Origin of the sequence: Dolichospermum sp. FACHB-1250 (genome assembly GCF_014696335.1) — a bacterium.
GTDB lineage: Bacteria > Cyanobacteriota > Cyanobacteriia > Cyanobacteriales > Nostocaceae > Dolichospermum > Dolichospermum planctonicum.
Window position 1 is genome coordinate 52,044 of the sequence record NZ_JACJPZ010000015.1, and the last position, 19,770, is coordinate 71,813.

17 protein-coding genes, 1 tRNA gene and 1 pseudogene are annotated in these 19,770 nt (G+C 35.4%); 14 read left to right on the forward strand and 5 right to left on the reverse strand.

The window, feature by feature from the left end:
- Positions 1 to 25 precede the first annotated feature (25 nt).
- Positions 26 to 1,654 (reverse strand): cyclic peptide export ABC transporter, encoded by a 1,629-nt coding sequence (locus tag H6F39_RS07420; protein ID WP_190396465.1) that lies wholly within the window; start codon positions 1,652 to 1,654, stop codon positions 26 to 28.
- A 37-nt stretch (positions 1,655 to 1,691) separates the two neighbouring features.
- Between H6F39_RS07420 and hpnI the strand changes: the two genes are divergently transcribed.
- The 4 genes from hpnI to H6F39_RS07440 all read left to right on the forward strand — a co-directional run bounded on the left by hpnI (position 1,692) and on the right by H6F39_RS07440 (position 5,336).
- On the forward strand, positions 1,692 to 2,813 hold the full coding sequence (hpnI, locus tag H6F39_RS07425) for a bacteriohopanetetrol glucosamine biosynthesis glycosyltransferase HpnI (RefSeq protein WP_190396466.1): 1,122 nt from the start codon (positions 1,692 to 1,694) through the stop codon (positions 2,811 to 2,813).
- Between the two features lie 159 nt (positions 2,814 to 2,972).
- Positions 2,973 to 3,788, forward strand: a complete 816-nt coding sequence (gene rsmA, locus H6F39_RS07430) for a 16S rRNA (adenine(1518)-N(6)/adenine(1519)-N(6))-dimethyltransferase RsmA (protein ID WP_190396467.1) — start codon at positions 2,973 to 2,975, stop codon at positions 3,786 to 3,788.
- A gap of 127 nt (positions 3,789 to 3,915) precedes the next feature.
- A complete protein-coding gene (gene ispE, locus H6F39_RS07435) occupies positions 3,916 to 4,860 on the forward strand; it encodes a 4-(cytidine 5'-diphospho)-2-C-methyl-D-erythritol kinase (RefSeq protein ID WP_190396468.1) in 945 nt (314 codons plus the stop codon).
- 152 nt (positions 4,861 to 5,012) lie between these two features.
- Positions 5,013 to 5,336, forward strand: coding sequence for a DUF3082 domain-containing protein (locus H6F39_RS07440; RefSeq protein ID WP_137908308.1), 324 nt, complete (start codon positions 5,013 to 5,015; stop codon positions 5,334 to 5,336).
- Positions 5,337 to 5,344: 8 nt separating this feature from the next.
- Here the strand turns inward: H6F39_RS07440 and H6F39_RS07445 are convergent, their stop codons facing one another.
- Positions 5,345 to 6,244, reverse strand: coding sequence for a DNA-binding response regulator (locus H6F39_RS07445; protein ID WP_137908307.1), 900 nt, complete (start codon positions 6,242 to 6,244; stop codon positions 5,345 to 5,347).
- A gap of 873 nt (positions 6,245 to 7,117) precedes the next feature.
- Between H6F39_RS07445 and H6F39_RS20630 the strand changes: the two are divergent.
- A pseudogene (locus H6F39_RS20630) lies at positions 7,118 to 7,198 on the forward strand (zinc ribbon domain-containing protein); the annotation flags it as partial.
- A 102-nt stretch (positions 7,199 to 7,300) separates the two neighbouring features.
- Here the strand turns inward: H6F39_RS20630 and H6F39_RS07455 are convergent.
- Complete coding sequence (locus H6F39_RS07455; RefSeq protein ID WP_137908306.1) at positions 7,301 to 8,509, reverse strand: 4-hydroxy-3-methylbut-2-enyl diphosphate reductase; 1,209 nt, start codon at positions 8,507 to 8,509, stop codon at positions 7,301 to 7,303.
- Positions 8,510 to 8,717: 208 nt separating this feature from the next.
- The gene (locus H6F39_RS07460) at positions 8,718 to 10,064 is read right to left on the reverse strand and encodes an ammonium transporter (RefSeq protein WP_199290884.1); all 1,347 of its coding nucleotides are present in this window, start codon (positions 10,062 to 10,064) and stop codon (positions 8,718 to 8,720) included.
- A 430-nt stretch (positions 10,065 to 10,494) separates the two neighbouring features.
- Between H6F39_RS07460 and H6F39_RS07465 the strand changes: the two genes are divergently transcribed.
- Positions 10,495 to 10,566: transfer RNA gene (locus H6F39_RS07465), tRNA-Gln, on the forward strand.
- A gap of 96 nt (positions 10,567 to 10,662) precedes the next feature.
- A complete protein-coding gene (locus H6F39_RS07470; RefSeq protein ID WP_137908304.1) occupies positions 10,663 to 11,808 on the forward strand; it encodes a SpoIID/LytB domain-containing protein in 1,146 nt (381 codons plus the stop codon).
- Positions 11,809 to 11,910: 102 nt separating this feature from the next.
- Here H6F39_RS07470 and H6F39_RS07475 read toward each other — a convergent pair whose 3' ends face one another.
- The gene (locus H6F39_RS07475; protein WP_190396469.1) at positions 11,911 to 13,176 is read right to left on the reverse strand and encodes a hypothetical protein; all 1,266 of its coding nucleotides are present in this window, start codon (positions 13,174 to 13,176) and stop codon (positions 11,911 to 11,913) included.
- 170 nt (positions 13,177 to 13,346) lie between these two features.
- Between H6F39_RS07475 and H6F39_RS07480 the strand changes: the two genes are divergently transcribed.
- From H6F39_RS07480 to H6F39_RS07510, 7 genes are all read left to right on the forward strand, one after another.
- Positions 13,347 to 13,823 carry a hypothetical protein gene (locus H6F39_RS07480; RefSeq protein ID WP_137908302.1) on the forward strand — a complete coding sequence of 159 codons (477 nt, stop codon included), beginning with the start codon at positions 13,347 to 13,349 and terminating at the stop codon, positions 13,821 to 13,823.
- A 134-nt stretch (positions 13,824 to 13,957) separates the two neighbouring features.
- Positions 13,958 to 14,227: a 30S ribosomal protein S15 gene (rpsO, locus tag H6F39_RS07485; RefSeq protein WP_028082300.1), complete on the forward strand. Its 270-nt coding sequence runs from the start codon at positions 13,958 to 13,960 to the stop codon at positions 14,225 to 14,227.
- 12 nt (positions 14,228 to 14,239) lie between these two features.
- Entirely contained in the window at positions 14,240 to 14,713 is a 474-nt protein-coding gene (locus tag H6F39_RS07490) for a PAM68 family protein (RefSeq protein ID WP_137908301.1), read from the forward strand.
- A 201-nt stretch (positions 14,714 to 14,914) separates the two neighbouring features.
- Entirely contained in the window at positions 14,915 to 15,496 is a 582-nt protein-coding gene (locus H6F39_RS07495) for a Uma2 family endonuclease (RefSeq protein ID WP_190396470.1), read from the forward strand.
- 153 nt (positions 15,497 to 15,649) lie between these two features.
- Entirely contained in the window at positions 15,650 to 18,898 is a 3,249-nt protein-coding gene (locus H6F39_RS07500; protein WP_190396471.1) for a DNA methyltransferase, read from the forward strand.
- 189 nt (positions 18,899 to 19,087) lie between these two features.
- Positions 19,088 to 19,354: a hypothetical protein gene (locus tag H6F39_RS07505; protein ID WP_190372833.1), complete on the forward strand. Its 267-nt coding sequence runs from the start codon at positions 19,088 to 19,090 to the stop codon at positions 19,352 to 19,354.
- Positions 19,345 to 19,758: a type II toxin-antitoxin system VapC family toxin gene (locus H6F39_RS07510; protein ID WP_190372834.1), complete on the forward strand. Its 414-nt coding sequence runs from the start codon at positions 19,345 to 19,347 to the stop codon at positions 19,756 to 19,758. The genes H6F39_RS07505 and H6F39_RS07510 overlap by 10 nt, the downstream gene beginning before the upstream one ends.
- Positions 19,759 to 19,770: the final 12 nt, after the last annotated feature.

The following is a 19,770-nucleotide window of genomic DNA, read 5'->3' on the forward strand; positions in this document are numbered from 1 at the left end:
ATTAAGGTATTCTTGGTTATGATTCCTAAGTTTGTGGGAGTTTATCAAATTCAATTTTGCCATAGTTTAATTTAATAATTCTATCAGCTAAATGAAAATAATGATCATCGTGACTAATTACTAAGATGGTTTTTCCCTGTGCTTTTAATTCTGGTAATAATTGAGTATAGAATATATCTTTGAATAATGGATCTTGATCAGCAGCCCATTCATCAAATAGATAAATTGGGCGATTTTCTAAATATGCTGTTAATAATGCGAGGCGTTTTCGTTGTCCTTGGGAAAGGGCTGTGGTGGAAAGTTGCCCATTTTCGATTTTGACTTTATGATCCAGTTGCAATTTCTGTAAATATTTTTGGGCTTGAATATCTAAGTTATGATTTGCTAATCCTAGCAGTTCTTCAAATAAGTAAAAATCCGAAAATACTACAGAAAAATGTTGGCGATACCATTCGCGGTTGGCTTCGGTAATCAAATTTTGATCTAAGATAATTTCCCCATTGTCAGGAATATATAACCCAGTAATTAGTTTAGCTAAAGATGATTTACCGCTACCATTTCCACCAACAATAAAAACTAACTCCTGGGGATAAAGAGTAAGATTAATTGGACCAAGAATAAAGCTATTATCTTCTTGATCTGTGTAATAAGCATGAGTAACATTTTTGAGTTGTAAACTGTGCCAATTTGTGAGAGAATTAGGAGGTGTAGTGGCAATTTCAGCCCGACTAGCTAAAGATAAACCTAAAGATTCAATTTTTTGTAACGCTACGCTGGCCTTACTAATTAATGGTAAATTATTGGAAATATTATCCATAGGTAACATTAAATAAGTAAATGTGAGAATGTAACCAGATAGAGTTTCGGCATCAATGGCGAATAAATATGGTAAAATGAAAAGGACAAAACCAATGGCAAAGAAAAATATTAATTTTCCCCAACTGGTAGTTGTGGCAAATAAAGTTAAACCTTGTACATTATGATTTCTAAATCTACTAGCTGTGGCTTCTAGACGATGAGTTAAGAAAAATTGCCGCCGTTGATAATGCAGTTTGAGTTCTTTGATTCCTGCCGTAATCGTGCTAAAATTTTTAAATAAAATGTCTTGATCTTCCCGCGCTAAAGCTAATAATTTTTCTCCTCTATCTAATAACCATTTACAACTAGTAATAGCTAATAGCATTAAAACCAAAACCATGATAAACACTAACCAAGATAGCCAAGTTATATATAGTAAACATCCTAAAGCCATGGACATATCAATACATAAAAAGGGAATCACATAGACAGCATTGGCTACCGCTTGAACATCTTCTGTTAAAGTTGCTAATAAGCGCGGATTTCCTAGTTGTTCTAAATGACTTAATTCCGATGCTAATATTTGCCGACTTAACCGCATTCTTAATTGCAAAACAGCATTTTGAGATAAGCGAATTAACATGATTTGGGAAATTACGCCGGTAATTAAAGCAACGAGAACTAAAGCAACGAAACCCCAGGCTATAGTTGTCAGGGGTGAAGTATTGCTTTGACTCGCAGCACTACTAATTAAAGCAATTAATCCCGCACTACTACCACCACTCAAAAAACCTGTAATAATGGCTATTGCTACCATTTTCCAAGCAGAACGTAAAAGAAAGTAAATTAGATTCATTGGTTATTAGTCATTAGGAAAACAATTTCCCCTGCTTATGTTGATCTTCTGTTTATCTGCTATTTTATTTTACATCTATGGGGTTTATACAGCGATCGCTTTTTTGCGTAAATCTCCCCCCATAAACCCGGAATTTCATCCCCCTGTCACCATTCTCAAACCCCTTTGTGGTGTTGATCAAGGGACTTACACTAACTTAGCTTCATTTTGTCAACAAGATTACCCCCAATATCAAATTATTTTTTGTGTTCGCAGTTCCACAGATCCTAGTATAGAATTAGTTGACAAACTCAAACAACAATTTCCAGAAATAGATATTACTTTAGTAATAAATGATTATGTTCTGGGCGCAAATTTGAAAATTAGTAATTTAGCTAATGCTGTCACCATTGCTAAATATGATATTTTATTAATTGCTGATAGTGATATTCGTGTCTGTTCGGAATATTTAAAAACAGTCATTCAACCATTACAAGATGAAAAAATTGGTGTTGTTACCTGTTTATATCGTTCCACAGCCCAAGGAATAGCTACCATTTTAGAAGCTATTTGTACAGCTACAGATTTTCAACCCAGTATTTTAGTCAGCAAACAATTAGAGGGGATAAAATTCGCTTTGGGATCAACCATTGTTATCCGTAAAACAACATTAGCAAAAATTGGCGGTTTTGCAGCAGTGGCCGATTATTTAGCAGATGATTATCAACTCGGTTATTTACCAACCCAAGCAGGTGATAAAATTGCATTATCTCACTATATCGTAGAACACGCACTAGGACATAGTAGTTTATTAGGTTCTATTAATCGTCAAATTCGTTGGGCCCGTTGTATTCGCGTTTCTCGTCCTTGGGGTTATCGGGGATTAGTATTTACTTTTGGGACAATTTCCAGTTTACTATTGTTGGTAACAAGTAGTGCTGCTATTTTCTCTTGGTTGGTTTTAGCCATAACTTTGGTAATGCGATTAATTATGGCTTGGGTGGTAGGAGTAAAAGTTCTCAATGACCCAGTAACTAAAAAGTTTTTCTGGTTAATTCCCTTTGCGGATATAGTGAGGTTTATAATTTGGTGTTGTGGCTTTTTTGGTAATACTATTAAATGGCGAGGAACAAAGTTTAAATTAGTTAAAGATGGTAAATTAAAAATGATTGATTACTAGAGTATATTTTAACAGTATTACTGTATAGGACTCCTATTTGATTTTTGATAGCTTGCGTGGCGTAGCCATACAAGACTCAGTAGGTATCAATTCTGTCTTTCTTCCTGTGTTCCCTGTTCCCTGTTCCCTGTTCCCTGTTCCCTGTTCCCTTTTAACAACATGATTCAACCCCGTAAACAGTTTGCTCAACATTGGTTAAAAAGTGATAAAGCACTTAACGCAATTGTCCAAGCCGCTAATTGTCAAGAAAGTGATAAAATTCTGGAAATTGGACCGGGTACAGGAATTTTAACCCGTCGTTTATTACCACTGGTGAAATCTTTACTCGCGGTAGAAATTGATCGGGATTTGTGTAAATTACTCGTCAAACAAATAGGTGAAAAAGAAAATTTCTTACTCTTGCAAGGTGATTTTCTGACTCTTGATTTACCGTCGCAATTAACAGCATTTGCTAATTTCCAAAACCAGAATAAAGTTGTTGCGAATATTCCCTATAATATCACCGGTCCAATTATTGAAAAGTTACTGGGAACTATTTCTCATCCTAACCCAAAACCTTTTGATTCTATTGTTTTATTAGTGCAAAAAGAAGTAGCAGAAAGATTATATGCTAAACCGGGTTCTCGAACTTTTGGCGCCTTGTCCGTACGGGTGCAATATTTGGCAGATTGTGAGTTAATTTGTACAGTTCCCGCTGCTGCATTTGTACCACCACCAAAGGTAGATTCGGCTGTAGTGCGCTTGACTCCTAAAAAAATAGCAATTCCAGCCCATGACCCCCAAAAATTAGAAAATTTAGTTAAATTGGGATTTGGATCAAAACGGAAAATGTTAAGAAATAATTTACAATCAGTCATTGACCGCGATCGCTTGACACAATTTCTGGAAGAATTAGAAATAAATCCCCAAGTTCGCGCTGAAGACCTCAGCGTTATACAATGGGTATCACTGGTAAATACCATAGGGAATCAATAGCCGGAGAGATCATCAAAATACTGGTCTTAACTCTGGAATTTTCCCAATTACCAATTATCCATTACCAATTACCCATTACCAGCCCTCACAAATATGATGAATGTTCAAATAGACATCAATAAACATTATGCGTTCTTATAGTTTAATTGCACCAGCCAAAATCAACTTGTATTTAGAAATTATCGGCAGTCGTGCTGACGGATATCATGAATTAGCAATGATACTCCAAAGCATAGATTTATCCGACCAAATTGATATCCATACTGCCAGCACTGAAAATATTCGTATCTACTGTAATCACCCCCAAGTACCCACAGATCAAACCAATCTAGTTTACAAAGCAGCGGAATTAATGGCCAAGGAATTTCCCCAGGCTTTTAGTAATTTTGGCGGTGTTGATATTACCATCAAAAAAAATATTCCGGTTGCTGCTGGTTTAGCTGGAGGTTCTACCAATGCCGCAGCCGTATTAGTGGGAATAGATTTACTTTGGGATTTGGGATTAACCCAATCAGAATTAGAAGAATTAGGCGCGAATCTCGGTTCAGATGTACCATTTTGTATTGGTGGAGGAACAGCTATTGCCACTGGTAGAGGTGAAAAACTTTCACCCCTGCAAAGTTTAGATAATCTACATATAGTATTAGCAAAATATCGCAGTTTAGAAGTTTCCACACCTTGGGCATATAAAACCTATCGGCAACAATTTGGCATTAACTATGTGCAAGATGCAGATACTTTTGCGACTCGTGCTAGTGCATTTCATTCAGAAGCCATGGTCAAGGCCATTTTACATCGAAATACAGAAGAAATTGCCCAAAAAATACATAATGATTTAGAGAAAGTTGTACTACCAGCTTACCCCCAAGTATTGCAATTACGAGAATTATTCGCCAATCAAAAAGAAGTTTTAGGGACAATGATGTCCGGTTCTGGTCCTTCAGTGTTTGCTATTGTCGAATCTCAAAATCAAGGAGAAATAGTCAAGCAGCGAATACGTGAAGCTATTCCTGATCAAGATTTAGAATTGTTTGTAACGCGGACAATTAAACATGGAATTAAAATAGGTTAATTGGATCATTAATATGGTTAAATCTTGTGGTGCGGGCATCCTGCCCGCTATAATTATACAAATTCAATGCAGTACAGTTCAGTAGCGGATTCCAGTCGTCTCACAGCTTAAAACCTATTCAGCTTCAATTTTAGCTTCAATTTTAAATTATTATGAATGAACCAAAAGAAACACCATCAGCAGATATTTCCACTCAAGTACCACCCACCCCTTTACGCTGTCTAACCGGGGCAATTATGTCAGGAGGATTTGCATTTGCGGCTTATTCTCTGATGATATCAATCGCCACTACTTTTGCCCGTAAACCCATCCATTCCGATAACCAAATGGTAATTAACATTGGTTCGGCTGTGCGTACCTTGGTAGTAGGTGTAGTCGCCTTGGGAATGGGAATATTTGGATTAGTTGCTTTGGGCTTATTAGCCTTAGCAATTCAACTGATTATTCAGCAATTAACTAATCCTAAAAGTAGTTAATTTTAATTTTATTTAAAACTTGTCCCTCTCCCACTAACTACAGGTACAGGTTTAGCTAATGGTGAATTATTTTCATTTTTGATAAATTGCAACTTGGTATTTTTTGAAGTTGAAGTTAACTGATGTTTTTTACGCCAATGGGCGGGAGATAAACCATGATGTTGGCTAAACTGTCGGGAGAAATGAGAAGTATTTTGATAACCTAATTTAGCAGCAATTTCTTCAATTGTCTGATGCGTATTTTTTAATAAAGCCCGTGCTGCTACCATTCGTCGTTCGATAATCCAAGCAGTTATTGCTTTTCCTGTTTGTTTCGCAACTTGATTAGTTAAATATGCAGAAGAATAGCCCACAGCTTCTGCAACATCAGAGGAAGTAATTCCTTCTTGGTAATTAGCTTCAATATAATCAAAAACATTTTTCAGACGGGGAATAATTGGAAAAATTGACTGACAATTTACTGATGTAGTCAAGAATTGCGCTGGTGCTAATTGATGGGAATTTGTAGCATACCAATATCTAAAAAGAGCTTGTTTTTGTAATCTAACAGCAATAGCCCGCAGTAACTCATTCCTTGTTACAGGTTTAGTTAAATAATCATCTGCTCCCAATTCCATGGCTTTTCGTAAAGACTCCTTTGTATTAATAGCAGTCAAAAAAATGAAAGGAATAATTGCTGTCAATGAATCTTCCCGCAGGTTACTTAATACAGTATAACCATCCATATCTGGCATGACCACATCACAAATTACCAAGTCAGGTAAATATTGTTTTATTAACTCTAGTCCCATCATCCCATTTTCTGCACTTATGGTATCATAACCCTCAGATTGAAGACAGTCTAATATAAAATTGCGACTAAAAACATCATTATCAATGACGATAATTTTTTTTGATTCTTCGTACATAATTAATTATTCCAATCACTAAATTTTCGGGTGTTTAACTATTACTAAACTCTGGAATAAATCACTTACAAATCTAGATATAATGTCAGCAATAATTAATACAAAATTAGAGTAAAGAGTTCATACAATCTTAATAATTGCTATAATCTCAATTAGTAATTAGTTTTTGGCGGCTTGACATTTAAGTTTGAATAAACTTGATTTTAACAACAAAAAATAAATACTTTCCATTTAGTTGCATGAAACAAATAATTGTTTTTTTTATTGCTTTCCAATCGAGCTACCCTGAGATTTGAACTTATAACCATAAAAAGGCAATATTGTCAATTAATCTTTTTGAGTATTTTTGAGTATTTTTGGTTCGTGAGATTTGATAAATAAGTAAACTGTGAGTTTTTTACCTGATTTCAGTAAATTCTCTGTATTTAAAATTTAACTACGGAATAATATCAGTAGTCATCTGTCATCAGGAGTATGTTTTTCATAAAATTAGCTGGCAGTAATCATACTAATGGGGGATGTAAACAATTACCAATTGTGATGGCACAAACTTTAGCCCATGATGATTTACCATACTAACCTCTTTTTTATACTAGAGCTTGTCCTAAGTTGACAATTTATTTAATGGATAAACCCATACAAATATAGACAAAGCCTCCCATTACTTGATGTATAACTCTCATGAGTTAGCTAAAAAACTAGGCAAAATGTGTCAGAATTAAATGATCAAATACAGTGTTGAAATCGGCCAATGCTTTTATCCATCAAGACAAAACTCAAGTTAAATAAAACCCAAGAAATATTAATCCATCAAGTAAAACTTGTTCTCACTGCGGACACAAAAAAGAAGTTCTTTCTTGATCGGAAAGAACTTTTCATTGTGAGAACTGCGGTTTTGAGATGAATAGGGATCTAAATCCCGCAATTAATTTATCGCGTCAGGCTTTGGCGTGAAAGTCTACTGAGGGATAACCGCTCCCATGCTCCCATTGAAGTAGAAAATAAAGTCTAGCTTTGTCTAGATTTTATATAGCAGGTTAGTATTACCACCAAGACTTAAACTAAAGCTGCTGTCGTTTTCAGTGCAAAAATTTTCTCAATTACATCTTCAACCACCTTATCTGGTGTAGAAGCACCAGAGGTAATACCAACTTTAATTTCCCCTGCTGGTAGCCAGTTTTCTGTAATTACCAAATCTCCCGTTAATTCTCGATGTTCAATCTTGTTAATTGATTGAATACATTCAACACTATCAATGTGATAAGAAGGAATATTCCGATCAAAAGCAATCTGTTGTAATTGGGTAGTATTTGATGAATTAAATCCACCAATTACTATCATTAAATCCAGATTTTCTTTCACCAGTTCCAACATCGCATCTTGACGTTCTTGAGTGGCATCACAGATAGTATTAAAATTTTGAAAATGCTGATTTAACTCTGCCGGTCCATATTTCTGCATCATCGTTCGCTCTAGCATTTTACCGATCTTTTCGGTTTCATCTTTGAGCATGGTTGTTTGGTTAGCAATTCCTACCCGTTGTAAATCTTGATCAGGATCAAATCCGGCAGAACAAGCTTTAGCAAACTTAGTTAAAAATTCTTGACGATCGCCACCATTGAGAATATAGTTAATTACATATTCTGCTTCTTTTAAATTCAAAACAATCAAATATTTCCCAGCAAAGGAACTAGTAGCAACGGTTTCTTCATGTTTGTATTTTCCGTGAATAATTGATGTGTAATCACCTTTTTTGTGCTTTTCTACAGTGTTCCAAACTTTAGATACCCAAGGACAAGTAGTATCAACAATTTGACAACCTTTATCATTCAGAATTTGCATTTCTTGAACACTTGCACCGAAAGCTGGTAAAATCACCACATCACCGCTACCAACAACAGAAAAATCTTTGACTTTGTCAATGACGGGAATAAATTCTACCCGCATTTCCTGCATCCGTTTGTTAACTGATGGATTGTGAATAATTTCGTTGGTAATCCAAATCCTTTCTGCGGGGAAATGCTGGCGGGTTTCATAAGCCATTGCTACAGCACGTTCCACACCCCAACAAAAACCAAATGCTTGTGCTAATTGAATCGTCACATCACCGCGCTTGAGCGTGTAGTGAGAATCCCGGATTTCCTGAATCAAGTTACTCTGATATTCCGATTGTAACTGGGTAGCAACTTCCTCTTGATGACCAAAGCCCTTACGATTGTAATTGGCTGAATGTTGCAGGTTGCGTTTAAAAGCTTTTGTATCCATTTGGACTTGGTGACTAAAATGACTATTTTTAATTTTCTCGCGCCTGGAGGCAATTGAGATGGGAAATTTTAATTTATCAAAATCATATTTCTTTTCATAAATATTCACAACACCAGTCAGGGAAGAGGAATAGGTAGGATATTAGATTTTTCCTACCTCTTACCTCTTACCTACATTAATATCCCTAAAATATCCCTAATAAATTAAATTACTTATTAGAGATTCGGTCTGCGAACTCGGAGTTATAACCTTCTTCCCCGTGTTCATGGATATCCAAGCCTTGATTTTCTGTTTGATCTGGGACTCTTAAACCAACTGTAGCCGCAATAATTTTCAGAATGATCCAAGTCCCCACCCCAGCAATGATATAGGCTAGAGCAATTGCCCCCAATTCCACAAATAATTCACTCAAGTTACCACGGAGTACCCCGTCCTTACCGCCAGAATTAACTTCAGTTGTGGCAAAGAAAGCCGTTAAAATCGCCCCGATAGTACCGCCAACACCATGGACAGGATAGGTATCTAGGGCATCATCAACCTGTAACTTGTGCTTGAAACTGACAGCATAGAAGCAGACGAAGGAAGTAATAAAACCGATTAAAATTGCCGCTAGAGGGGTGACAAATCCTGCCGCTGGGGTGATTCCAACTAAACCAGCGACTGCACCGGTGGCTGCCCCTACAGCGGTGGGTTTTCCCCGTAATGTAGCTTCTAGAATCAACCACATTAACGCCCCAGCGGCGGCAGATGTATTAGTAGCAACAAAGGCTACTGTGGCCACCGTGCCAGCGGATAAGGCGCTACCAGCGTTAAAGCCAAACCAACCAAACCAAAGTAAGCCAGCACCCAACAAAATAAAGGGGACATTGTGGGGAGGACTCAGACGATCTGGATAGTTTTTTCTCGGACCGAGGACAATTGCTGCTACTAGTGCGGAAATACCAGAACTAATATGTACTACTGTCCCACCAGCAAAGTCTAAAGCGCCTATACCGCCATATAAACCTAAAAATCCTCCCTTTGCCCACACCATGTGCGCTAGGGGTGTGTAGATGAACGTTGACCACAGCACTACAAATAGGCAATAGGCACGGAAACTCATCCGTTCAGCGATCGCACCTGATATTAATGCTGGAGTGATAATAGCAAACATGGCTTGATAGATCATGAATGCCTGATGGGGAATTGTTGGCGCGTAGGATACCACTTCTGCTGGGGCTGAACCTTGCAGATAACCTGTTGTTTCTAAGCCAACACCGTTTAAACCTAACCACTGTAAACCACCAATGAAAGGTAAACCAGGGGCAAAGGAAAGACTATAACCCCACAGAACCCAAGTGACTCCAACAATGGCCATCAATACAAAACTCATCATTAACGTATTTAGGATATTGCGCGATCGCACAAACCCACCATAAAAGAACGCTAATCCGGGTGTCATCAGCAATACCAGGGCTGATGAGATCAACATAAATGTTGTATCTCCCGTATCGGGAGGTGGTGCAGCCGTTGACTCCGCAGCCCAAGCATTCCCTGTTAACAACCCCCCCAGCATCAATAAAGTTAAACACCCAGTAATAACTAATTTCTTCAACACTTGTGTTCTTTCCTCTGCGTCTACGATGTTGATCCTGATTCAATACAATTCGTATTTTTCGCTACTTTTTTCTGTCTTAAAAGTTACTTAAATTCTAATTTTCTAGTCAGCTTAACATCAGCTTAACTAAAATTTTACTAAAAATTTGATCTTTTTTTATATTTCTATCTGAGTGATCTTGACATGGAAAATTCTGTTACTATCAATACAATTTTTTAGAAAATGTCACATTGTACAAACTCCCGATTTTTTGGCAATCAGTAATAAATAAATATTTTTTTTCTCAAAAACCCCCTAACTGCCCATTCCCCATCAGCAAAAAAAATTTTTTTCCAAAACACTTGACATTATCCTACAAGGACTGCTATATTATCTAAAGTTAATTCCTTGGGGCGTAGCCAAGTGGTAAGGCAGCGGGTTTTGGTCCCGCCATCCCTAGGTTCGAATCCTAGCGCCCCAGTTATATAAGAACCAAATATATACAAATATATAAAAGTACAAATATATAAAAGTATATAGAAGGTGAACAGTAGACGCTTATGATTAAACAATTAAAATGAAATTTCAACTATTATTAAGCAGTTTTTTTTCTGAACTTAAAGGTAGACATTGGTGGATAGGTATACTGCTCTGGTTTGTCTTGCTTGCTCCTGCTCAAGCGTCTGTAATTCTGCGTGTGGCAATTGCAAGAGAAGTTAAACAGGTAAAAGTCGGTGCTTCCACAACCGCTATTGTTAAAGATAGTAGGGGTAAGACACTAGGAGAATTACCAGGAATGAAACCCTTTCCCGCTCAAGCGGTTGCGGGAGGAGTGGCTTTAGATAGATGGCAATCAGGGTTATTTTGGATTGAACCGACAAATAAGGGGTATGTTTATATTGGCGATCGCTGGTTTCGTGGTAGAACCTTAGTAGTACCCACAGGTAACGGATTAACTGCTGTGAACTGGGTAGATTTAGAAGAATATCTCTACAGCGTCATTGGTGGAGAAATGAATTCTAGCTGGCCGGAGGAAGCCCTCAAAGCCCAAGCCATAGCAGCCCGTACCTATGCCCTTTATGAGCGCGAAAGACAGAGAAGAAATCCGGTGTATGATTTAGGGGATAGTCCAGATCGTTGGCAAATTTATAAAGGTGTAAGCAGTGAATCTCCCAAAACCTACAACGCAGCAGACCAGACAGCAGGCCAGATATTAACTTACAATAATCAAATTATTCTTTCCGTCTTTCATGCTTGTTCTGGTGGACACACTGAAAACGTAGAAGATGTCTGGAGTACCAGAGTACCTTATTTGCGTGCCGTTCCCGATTTTGACCAAAAGATCAAAGAATGTAACTGGACAAAGACCTTCACTCCCAGAGAAATTAGTGCGAGAATTTTCGGTATTGGTAATGTCAAAGAGATGATTATCGAAAATGTTTCACCTTTTAGAAGTGTCAAAACTCTGAAAATCATCGGTAATAAAGGCACTAAAATTCTCCAAGGTGAAGAAGTGAGAACCGCACTAAAAATTAAAAGTACGCGGTTCATTGTGAATAAAGACGCAAATGGTAGTTTTATCCTCCAGGGATTAGGTTTTGGTCATGGTTTAGGAATGAGCCAATGGGGGGCTTATGAATTAGCAAAACGTGGTGCAAACCATCTACAAATTTTAGGATACTACTATCAAGGTGTAGCCTTGACACCCATTCAAGCAAAATAGGCACTCTTACAAGAGGAAATAGGCAATAGGGAGCAGGGAAATATTTGTTAGTGACCAATTACCTGTCCCCGTGGCGTAGCACCTGTCCCCGTGGCTTAGCACCTATCCCCTATCCCCTATTTGCTTATTCTGAAATTCCTGTTCTAATAAATCTGTTTCTGTGGAATAAACAGAATCTTCTTTACTAATGATTTTTTCCGTTGCAAATTCACGAGCAAAGGCGATTTTCTTCTGTAAAGAAGTATCCGCACCGGCTAATAATCTAGCTCGTTCTTGGCGTTGATAATTGCGAGTAGTAATTTTATCATTACGCCGTTTAATCCAGAAATATCGAATTAAGGGAATGGCTAAAAACCCTGTACCATAGGCCAATAACAATCCATAAATACCTTGCACAAAAGCAACTAATCCGCCAATTTGAGCCGCAATTGTGCCATCTCTCAATAAATTTCCCAAAATCAAAGCCCCAACAAAATTCACTCCGCCTAAACCCGCACTGAGGAGAATTTGTCCAGAACTAGCTGCACTAAACTTCCAGGAAAATTCATGGAGATATTCAGATATTGAACGCCGCTGTTTTTTACTAGCCCTTACCTGTAATTCTGGGAAATAATATACCATTTGACCCTCTGAACTTACCTGGGGAAATCCATTAAATCTTACCAGCACAGGCAACATATAATCCTCATATTCTTGTTGATATTTTTCGCCAATATCATCTAAATAAGGAGCAATTTGTTCTGCTACTACTGCACCTTGATTATTGCTAATCACAGCCCCAATGTCTTCCCAGCGGCGTTCTTCCAAATTAGCATTAGGATCACCATCACCAAAGAGAAATGAAAACACCGCTTCCAAAAAATTCATTTCACTATTTTCGCCCTTTTCTCTCCGTCGTTCTTGGTAATTATCGCCATAATTTGGGCTAAAATACCAGAATAAATCAGGGAAAAAGAAGAAATTATTACTTCTAGAACTACTACCACCGCGATTATCATCATCCCGATTTGAACTAGCAGTGATAATAATGAAAATAGTCACAGTAATCAAAATGATAGAAGCAACTAAAAGAATACCAAAAGAAATCCGAATTAAGTAAAATAGCACAGACCAGATTTTTTGCCACCATTCTTTCAACCGTATTTGCAAGTATTTATTGCGTAAAATATCTCGAAAATTGCGGGGAAATTGGTAAACAACATCACCTGATTCTGCAACCTGTAAATGTCCCCCAGCGTCAGCAGCTAGGGCTAATAAACCTTGATTGACTTCAGCTATATTTAATCCTATCTGGGTGGCCACATCACCAACGGTGACGCGGTAGCCCAGTTGTTCCACAGAACGCATAATGGCGGAATTGGGAGTCATAAATTTGTCATTTTGTTATATTTTGGTTTACCTTTATTAAGTATAATTGAACTAATATTTCTTGTCTTTGCGGTTCGGAAATACAATAATACCTTATAGTGGTTTCTGGACTGCGGTTAATTCATTATTCCGTACCTATCACCAATTAGCTGAAATTTATATATACACCTATGGTTCAATACACTATTCCTCAAAGTCCAGAAATTATCCTGATTGTTCCTGGTAAGGATTCCGCTAAAGCCCGTGACAAAGCAATGGATCAGCTAATGGAACTTATGGAAGCAGGGGAACTACCAACCGAACTAGAAGCAGGATTTAGTCCCCAACAGTTAATTGAAATCAAAGAACCAACTACAGATACTTCTAGTCGTGAAGATGAAATTACCCAAGCGGTGCAAATTCTCAGTAATTTAGCTTCTTTAAAGTTAAAAGTCCAAGAATCACGCACAGAAGCCTTAGAAATTCGCAAAGCCATTGATGTGCTATTTACTGATAAATCCGTCACCGAGGAAGAAATAACCAATCTCAAAGAAGGTTTTAAGGTTCTCAAAAATTTTGCTCAGGCCAATCTCCGTTACCAGGAAGCAAAATCAAAAGCCGAACAAGCTAGACAAATTTTAGATCAAGCTCTTAAATCACCAGAGTAAGCGGTAATGGTTGACGGTAATGGGTGATTGCTGCATTCCTGACTCCTGATCAGGAAGTTGCCACAGGAATGGATGGGTGTGATATTATAGGAAACTGCTACACAAATTTACAAACAATAAAGATCTAATCTATCATGGCTCTGACGCAACAGCGCAAACAAGAAATCATTTCTGGCTACCAAGTTCATGAAACCGACACTGGTTCGGCTGATGTTCAAGTAGCAATGCTCACTGACCGGATTAACCAACTCAGTAAACATTTGCAAGTTAATAAGAAAGACCATTCCTCCCGCAGAGGATTATTGAAGATGATTGGTCAAAGAAAGCGTCTTTTAGCCTACATCCAAGCAGGTAGCCGGGAAAAATATCAAGCTTTAATTACTCGTCTCGGTATTCGCGGTTAGGAACTAATTCTTATGGCTGCTGAAGAATCAGAACGTAGTAAATTACCTTTTGAACCAAACAAAAAGCGTCAAAAACCCGCTAAGGCTATAACTCAGCCCGTCCTTAAGACCCAAGAAACCCAGGAAAAACCGCAACAGCAACGTCGTTATTCTAAACAAGAAATGGCTATTCCTGAAGTGGTGAGCCAGCGCATGATTCGCAGAGTGGCTGCTTTTTGCGGTATTCCTACATTTTTAGGTATTGCTAGTTTGGTAGTTAGCTATCTGCTAGTTACTCTAGCTCATATCCAACTTCCGCCTATCGCCGTTTTATTGGTGAATATGGGATTATTTGGTTTAGGAGTAGTAGGAATTACCTATGGTGTTCTTTCCGCTTCTTGGGACGAGGAAAGACCGGGAAATATGATCGGTTTAGCTGAATTTAGCACTAACTGGGGAAGGATGGCCGAAGTTTGGCGTGATACCCGGAAAAAGAACGTCTCATAATCATCTAATAATCAGCGTCCAGGTCATAACTGTCATCTGGGGTAAGTTGGAAAATAAGTTTTTTCTGGTTTATACCCAATATGCAGCCAAAAATACCTGGCGCTATATTGTTAAATTGGTAAAGGATTTGATCATAATTTGAGAATTATCAAGCCCGAAAAAATTATACCCGAAAAAATTATACCCGAAAAAATTATAATTATGCAGTCCCCTCTTTACTTTTTCACTGTTGAAGAATATTTAGAATTAGAACAAACTAGCGATATTCGTCATGAATATTTTGCCGGTGAAGTCTTTGCTATGGCTGGAGGTAGTAAAGAACATAATATAATTACTCTCAATATTGCTAGTAGACTACGTTCTCAGTTACGGGGTAGTTCCTGTAATGTTTTCATGTCTGACATGAAGGTAAGAATAAATTTAGCTAATGAGAATCAAACTATATTTTACTATCCTGATGTCATCGTCAGTTGCGACACGGAAGATCAAGACCGTTATTTTTTGAATTATCCTTGTTTAATTATCGAAGTCCTATCACCAAGTACAGAAACTATAGATAGACGGGAAAAACTTCTTAATTACCGCAGTTTAGCAAGTTTGAAAGAATATATTTTGATTTCTCAGGATCAAGTTAAGGTAGAGGTTTATCGTCAAGATGAAAAAAGAAATTGGACTATACAAACCTTGATTAATCGTGATGATAAATTACATTTAGATTCTGTTGGATTAATTTTAGAAATGGTAGATATATATGAGGATGTTATCAATGTAGCTATTATGTAGCTATAATGTGGCTCGCTATGCTATGATGTTGAGTATCCACTGTCAGAATCAGGATGTACAGGATGAAGACAGGTATTTTATCGCTATATAAATCACTTAAATCACTGAAAATGGTGGGTTAAGCTGTAGTTATTTATACCAGGAGTGCATTTTATGAAATTCAATCGTAGTCAAGTTAAAAAATACCTGCAATTAGCGGATTTTACATCGCTGTTTATTGAGGAATTAGGTTGGGATTATGCTGATATTTCTCCTATTTATCTATCTGTAAATGGGGAGAATTATACCATAAAAGCTATTTCCCAAAAACGTGGTTTAATGGTTTATCATTGTTTACCTGAAAATGGGATTTTACCCAACTCTCAAATTAGAAAAAAGATTGATATAGAAGTTACTAGTTATAGTCAAGAACATTTAATTATTTATACCGATAAAGGTCAAGAAAAACAAATTTGGCAATGGGTAAGACGCGAACCAGGAAAACCCGTCACTAGTCGAGAAAATCATTATTATATTCATCAGTCGGGGGAGGGTTTAATTCAAAAGTTAGAAACAATTTATATTAGTATTAAAGAGGAAGAAAATTTAACTTTATTAGAAGTTACTAAGAAAACTAAAAAAGCCTTTGATGTTGATAAAGTTACCAAGAAATTTTATGATCAATTCAAAAAGGAATATAAAACATTTTTAGATTTTATTAACGGTATTCCCGTCAAATTTGATCAAGAATGGTACGCTTCCTTAATGCTGAACCGTTTAATGTTCATTTACTTTATCCAACGTAAAGGGTTTTTAAACAACGACTTAGATTATTTGAGAACCAAATTAAATCAATGTCAAGAACACAAAGAAAATAATCAGTTTTACTCATTTTATCGTTATTTCCTGCTAAAATTATTTCATCAAGGTTTAGGAAATCAAAACAGAAATACCGAATTAGAAGCACTTTTAGGAAAAGTTCCCTATCTAAACGGGGGTTTATTCACAGTCCATTATTTAGAACAAACCTATCCTCAAATTACAATTCCCGATACCGCTTTTACTCAAATATTCAACTTCTTTGATCAGTATAATTGGTATTTAGATGAAAGACCACTAAAAAATGATCATGAAATTAACCCTGATGTTTTAGGTTATATCTTTGAAAAGTACATTAACCAAAAACAAATGGGAGCATATTACACTAAAGAAGATATCACAGAATATATTAGTAAAAATTGTATTATTCCCTATTTATTCGATGCTGTCAAAAGTGATGATCAAAGTATCTGGAACTTATTAAAAGATTACCCAGAACGCTATATTTATGAAGCAGTGAAAACCGGAGTAGATTTACCATTACCGGAACATATTGCTAGAGGTTTAAATGATGTTTCCCAAAGACAGAATTGGAATCAACCAGCAGATGATAATTATGGTTTACCTACGGAAATTTGGAGAGAATATATTACCAGAAAAACCCGTTATTTAGAAATCAGAGAAAAGCTAGTTAATGGAGAGGTTAAGAATATCAATGATTTAATTACTTATAACTTGAATATTCGTCAATTTGCAGAAGATGTCATTAATAATTGTCAAGATCCGCAATTTTTATATAATATCTATGACCAATTAGGTAAAATGTCAATTCTTGACCCTACTTGTGGGAGTGGGGCTTTTTTATTTGCTGCTTTGAATATTCTTGAACCTCTTTATGATGCTTGTTTAGAAAAAATGACCAGTTTTCTAGAGGATAATGATAACAATAATAAGAATAAGACTATCAAGCAATTTCGACAAATTTTAAATGATGTGAAATTTCATCATAACCAACGTTATTTCATTCTCAAAAAGATTATGTTAAATAATCTCTATGGGGTGGATATTATGGAGGAAGCGACAGAAATTTGTAAATTACGTTTATTTTTAAAACTAGTAGCACAGGTAACTCCTAATCATAGTTTACCTAATTATGGGATTGAACCTTTACCAGATATTGATTTTAATATTCGTGCGGGTAATAGTTTGGTGGGTTTTGCTAATTATGATCAGGTTAAAAAAGCGGTTGAAGGTTCTCAACAATTGAAGTTAGACTTGTTTAGTGATATGACAAGAATTGATGAGAAAGCAAAGCGAGTTAGTCAGGTTTATCAAACTTTTAGAGATATTCAAACTTCTACGGTTAATGGTAGTGATTTTACTGGTACTAAGCAACTTTTACAAGAGTCTTTGGATAGTTTAAATGAGGAGTTGAATGAGTATTTAGCGCGGGAATATGGGATAGATGTTAAGAATAAAAAGGAGTGGGAAAAGTGGAAATTATCTCATTGTCCTTTTCATTGGTTTGTGGAGTTTTATGGTATTATTAGTCGTGGGGGTTTTGATGTGATTATTGGTAATCCTCCTTATGTGGAATATAGTAAATTAAATTATTCAATATCTTCAAATAATTATAAAGTTAATTTTAAACCTGATATTTATGCAGCAATTATTGAAAGAAGTATTTGCATTATTAAAAAACAAGGTAAATTATCAATGATTGTACCCGTATCAATCTTTTCTACTAAAGGTTTTGTGTCTTTACAGAAATTTATTATTGATAATTTTAATAATATATGGATTTCTAACTTTGCTGATTCTTGTAAATTATTTCAAGGTATTACAAAAAGACTGACTATAATCATTTTATCAAATCATCAAAAATCAGCATTTTATCAGACAAAATATTATAAAGAAAAATATAATTCTGATTTATTTAAAATAATTAAATATCAAAAGTTAGAAAAATTGTATTATACAGTAGAAGGATCAATACCTAAAATTTTTGATTCTATAGAAAAGTCAATTTTAAATAAAGTATTTAATGACAAAAATCAACTTATTCAAAACTGTCAATCTCAAGAGGGTAAATCCTTATATTTTACAAGAACATTAAGAAATTTTTGCTTATTTCATCATGAAAAACCTTATCGTTTAGATAAAGATAATAATAAAGTATATGCTTCTGAAATTATAGAAGTTAAATATTATCAGTATTTATATTGGCTTATATTGTCAATATTTAATTCTAATCTTTTTGTTTGGTTTTATAATCTTTTTTCAGATATGAGACATATTAATAAAGGAATAAATGAATTATTCATGATTCCTCAAGAAAGAAATAAAACAACAATTAACCAACATTTGCAACAATTAATATTATCTTTGATGAACTCTTATGAAGATAATGTTCAAATTAAAAAAGCTAATAGTTCTGGAATTAGAGAAAGATATTATCAACCTCGTTTATCCAAACCTATCATAGATGAAATAGATAAAATATTAGCAGAACATTATGGATTTACAGAAGCAGAATTAGACTTTATTATCAACTATGATATAAAATATCGCATGGGTAAAGAACTAGAAGAAGACGATAATTGATAATTAATATAACTTTTCCTAGTATAATGAAGTACAAAACTATCTGCGTTACTATCTGCGTTTATCTGCGTTCAATTCATACTTATATAAAATTACTAGTCAAGTAATTTACAAACAATTAGGAGATAAAGATAATTAACAATTGATAAAAGTGTTATAATATGTAAATTAACAACAGGAGTAAACTTTATGACTGTAAAAGAACTTATTCAAGCAGAAATTGACAAAATACCAGAAGAAGAACTGAATAACCTTTATCAGTGGATAAAAGAATTTACAGATAAAATAAATCATGTAAAAAATGGAATTATATCATCCCCAGAAAAACATCTCTCTAATTCTTACCCTTATCATGATTTAGATTATCTTGCGGGAACATGGAGTGAAGAAGATGAAATTGAATTTTTACTTAATACTAAACAATTTAATGAAATAGATCAAAAATTATGGCTATAAAATCAATTTTAATAGATACAAATGCTTATACTGCTTTTAAACGTCATCAAAATGAAGCAGTTGAAATAATTGAAAATGTAGATATTATTGCCATAAATACAATCATTATAGGAGAATTATTAGGAGGTTTTGCTTTAGGAAATAAACAAGAAACTAACTGTTATGAATTAGAAAAATTTTTAGAATCTAGTAGAATAAAAATATTTCCTATAGATGAAAAAACATCAGAATATTATGCTATAATTTACCATCAATTAAGAAAAAAAGGTAAACCTATACCGACTAATGATATTTGGATTGCAGCTACAGCAATTCAACATGATTTAATCTTATTTACTTATGATAGTGATTTTCAACATATAGAAAATTTAAAATTAGGTAGTTGTTTAGCAGATTTTATTTAGGACTATAATAGC

Excerpts from the sequence above, each read along its gene's own strand:
- H6F39_RS07420 (WP_190396465.1), bottom strand. The coding sequence starts at position 1,654 with ATGAATCTAATTTACTTTCTTTTACGTTCTGCTTGGAAAATGGTAGCA.
- hpnI (WP_190396466.1), top strand. The coding sequence starts at position 1,692 with ATGTTGATCTTCTGTTTATCTGCTATTTTATTTTACATCTATGGGGTT.
- rsmA (WP_190396467.1), top strand. The coding sequence starts at position 2,973 with ATGATTCAACCCCGTAAACAGTTTGCTCAACATTGGTTAAAAAGTGAT.
- ispE (WP_190396468.1), top strand. The coding sequence starts at position 3,916 with ATGCGTTCTTATAGTTTAATTGCACCAGCCAAAATCAACTTGTATTTA.
- H6F39_RS07440 (WP_137908308.1), top strand. The coding sequence starts at position 5,013 with ATGAATGAACCAAAAGAAACACCATCAGCAGATATTTCCACTCAAGTA.
- H6F39_RS07445 (WP_137908307.1), bottom strand. The coding sequence starts at position 6,244 with ATGTACGAAGAATCAAAAAAAATTATCGTCATTGATAATGATGTTTTT.
- H6F39_RS07455 (WP_137908306.1), bottom strand. The coding sequence starts at position 8,509 with ATGGATACAAAAGCTTTTAAACGCAACCTGCAACATTCAGCCAATTAC.
- H6F39_RS07460 (WP_199290884.1), bottom strand. The coding sequence starts at position 10,064 with ATGCTGGGGGGGTTGTTAACAGGGAATGCTTGGGCTGCGGAGTCAACG.
- H6F39_RS07470 (WP_137908304.1), top strand. The coding sequence starts at position 10,663 with ATGAAATTTCAACTATTATTAAGCAGTTTTTTTTCTGAACTTAAAGGT.
- H6F39_RS07475 (WP_190396469.1), bottom strand. The coding sequence starts at position 13,176 with ATGACTCCCAATTCCGCCATTATGCGTTCTGTGGAACAACTGGGCTAC.
- H6F39_RS07480 (WP_137908302.1), top strand. The coding sequence starts at position 13,347 with ATGGTTCAATACACTATTCCTCAAAGTCCAGAAATTATCCTGATTGTT.
- rpsO (WP_028082300.1), top strand. The coding sequence starts at position 13,958 with ATGGCTCTGACGCAACAGCGCAAACAAGAAATCATTTCTGGCTACCAA.
- H6F39_RS07490 (WP_137908301.1), top strand. The coding sequence starts at position 14,240 with ATGGCTGCTGAAGAATCAGAACGTAGTAAATTACCTTTTGAACCAAAC.
- H6F39_RS07495 (WP_190396470.1), top strand. The coding sequence starts at position 14,915 with ATGCAGTCCCCTCTTTACTTTTTCACTGTTGAAGAATATTTAGAATTA.
- H6F39_RS07500 (WP_190396471.1), top strand. The coding sequence starts at position 15,650 with ATGAAATTCAATCGTAGTCAAGTTAAAAAATACCTGCAATTAGCGGAT.
- H6F39_RS07505 (WP_190372833.1), top strand. The coding sequence starts at position 19,088 with ATGACTGTAAAAGAACTTATTCAAGCAGAAATTGACAAAATACCAGAA.
- H6F39_RS07510 (WP_190372834.1), top strand. The coding sequence starts at position 19,345 with ATGGCTATAAAATCAATTTTAATAGATACAAATGCTTATACTGCTTTT.